This is a genomic window from Protofrankia sp. CiP1_Cm_nod4 (assembly GCF_982290645.1).
The window spans coordinates 23,611-26,048 of record NZ_CEVIVC010000028.1 but is presented as its reverse complement, the minus strand read 5'-3'; the positions used below and the strand labels follow the sequence as shown (position 1 = coordinate 26,048).

The following is a 2,438-nucleotide window of genomic DNA, read 5'->3' as shown; positions in this document are numbered from 1 at the left end:
GACGCCGCGAGGGGAGCGTAACTGGGACTACCGGTACAGCTGGATCCGTGACTCCACATTCGCGCTGTGGGGCCTGTACACCCTGGGGCTCGACTACGAGGCGAACGACTTCTTCTCGTTCATCGCGGACGTCTGCGAGAACGGCGACGACCTACAGATCATGTACGGGGTCGGTGGCGAGAGCCGGCTGGACGAGCAGATCCTCGGGCATCTGTCCGGCTACGACGGGGCGTTCCCGGTCCGGGTCGGCAACGCGGCGTTCTCCCAGCGCCAGCACGATCTGTGGGGCGCGATCCTCGACTCGGTCTACCTGCACACCCGCTCGCGCGACTATCTGTCGGAGCGGTTGTGGCCGGTGCTGGTCAGGCTGGTGGAGACCGCCGCCGAGCACTGGCGGGAGCCGGACTGCGGCATCTGGGAGGTGCGGGGGGAACTACGGCACTTCACCTCGTCGAAGGTGATGTGCTGGGTCGCCGCCGACCGGGGCCGGCGGCTGGCCGCGATGCGCGGGGACGCCAAGACCGCGGCCCGTTGGGCGGCTGTCGCCGACGAGATACACACCGACGTGTGTACGAACGGTCTCGACGAGCGCGGAGTCTTCACCCAGTGTTACGGCTCGAAGGCGTTGGACGCGTCGCTGCTGCTCATGCCGCTGTTGGGATTCCTGCCCCCGACCGATCCACGGGTACGCGCGACTGTCCTCGCGATCGCCGACGAGCTGACGGTCGACGGCCTGGTGCTGCGCTACCGCGTGGAGGAGACCGACGACGGCCTGACCGGGGCTGAGGGCGCCTTCCTCATGTGCTCGTTCTGGCTGATCTCCGCCCTGGTGGAGATCGGTGAGGTGGTCCGCGCCAGGCAGCACTGCGAGCGCCTGCTGAGCTTCGCCAGCCCGCTGGACCTCTACGCGGAGGAGCTCGACCCGAGCACCGGCCGGCACCTGGGGAACTTCCCGCAGGCGTTCACCCATCTGGCTCTCATCAACGCGGTCATGCACGTGATCCGGGCCGAGGAGGCCGCGGGCGAGCCCGGGCCCGCCCCGGCGTCCTGACCTGTTGCGCCCCGCGCGTCACGGTCGCGGCCCGTATTTCCATAAATGTTCCGGTATATCCCCGTGTGTCATGGAGCGCCGTGGCGTCGCCTGCAGCGGTGCGTCCGCGGGTGCTCACCCATAACGATGCTCACCCGCGACGATATCCACACTGTGGACAACCGTTGGGGATGAATAACACCGGTGGAAGTTCCGTCCATCCCGCGGCGCGGCCGCCCGGCGATCAACCCGGTCCCCAGCCGGATCCGCCCGGCGGACACCCGCCGACCCGGGTACCCGCCGACCCGGGTACCCGCCGACCCGGGTACCCGCCGACCCGGGTACCCGCCGACCCGGGTACCCGCCGACCCGGGTACCCGCCGACCCGGGTACCCGCCGACCCGGGCGCCCGCCGACCCGGGCGCCCGCGGATCTGCGGGAGACCGGTGGATCTGCGGGAGATCGAGGACCCGCCGGGGAAAGGCCCGCTGGCGAAGGCCTGGAGTGCCGGCCAAGTGGTGCGAATCCCATCCACGACCACCCGCACAGGCCATGATCCAGGCGAGTTTGTCGTTGTGTACGCTTTTTGGCCGCAAAAGCGTACACAACGACAAAATTACGCCGATCTTCTCCGGTGGCCGGCGTCCATCGAGGTGCGCCACCGTTCGCGGGGATACGTATGGTTACCTGACCGGCGCTCCTAGCGCCACTGGGTGGAGACGCCGAGGCCGATCACGACGAAGCCGAAGCCGATGAGGATGTTCCAGGCGCCGAGGCCGCCCATTCCGGGGATGTCCCCGTTGGAGAAGTAGTAGACGAGCAGCCAGGTGATACCGATCAGGAAGAGCGCGAGGATCAGCGCACCCACCCAGGGCGGCGACGGTGGCTTGCGCTTGCGCGGCTGGGTGGCCTGGGGTGGTGCGCTGGTCGACTTCTTCTTGCGACGCCGGGAAACGGGCACTTCAGAGCTCCTCGGTGCACTGTATGATCACCATGGGCGAAGTGCCGCCCGTGCCGCCGGTGGGCCGGTAGGCCGCACGGGTACGGATCGCCCATTTCACAGGGTAGACATCCACTGTGCCGGGACGCGTCGGGGCACCCGGAAGGGCGGAAGCAGATGCTCCTGATTTCCCGCGCCCGCCTTCGGGAGCCGGGAATCCGGGCGGTCCCGGCAGGCCCAGGGCTCCGGCGCCGTGGGCGTCCCGGGACGCGCCCGACGGGCTCCCCGGCTCCGGCTCCGGCTCTGGCCCCGACCCCGGCTCTGGCCCCGACCTCGGCTCCGACCCTGGCCCCGGCCTCGGCTCTGGCCGGCCCCTGTTCCGATGCTGGCGTGGTGGTTCGTGGCCGGAGCGTGCGCGCCGTGTCAACGCCGGGGCGGGAAGAGCGCATGGGCGTGCCGGGGTGGGAG

2 protein-coding genes are annotated in these 2,438 nt (G+C 69.8%); one reads left to right on the top strand and one right to left on the bottom strand.

Features of this window, described 5'->3' with window-relative positions; genetic code table 11:
- Positions 1-1,051: glycoside hydrolase family 15 protein (locus tag AC5LSR_RS08025; RefSeq protein WP_493468305.1), on the top strand; the 1,051-nt coding region annotated here is incomplete at its 5' end.
- Positions 1,052-1,730: 679 nt separating this feature from the next.
- On the opposite strand, the gene AC5LSR_RS08020 is transcribed toward AC5LSR_RS08025, so the two are convergent.
- A complete protein-coding gene (locus tag AC5LSR_RS08020) occupies positions 1,731-1,991 on the bottom strand; it encodes a cell division protein CrgA (protein ID WP_250282949.1) in 261 nt (86 codons plus the stop codon).
- Positions 1,992-2,438: the final 447 nt, after the last annotated feature.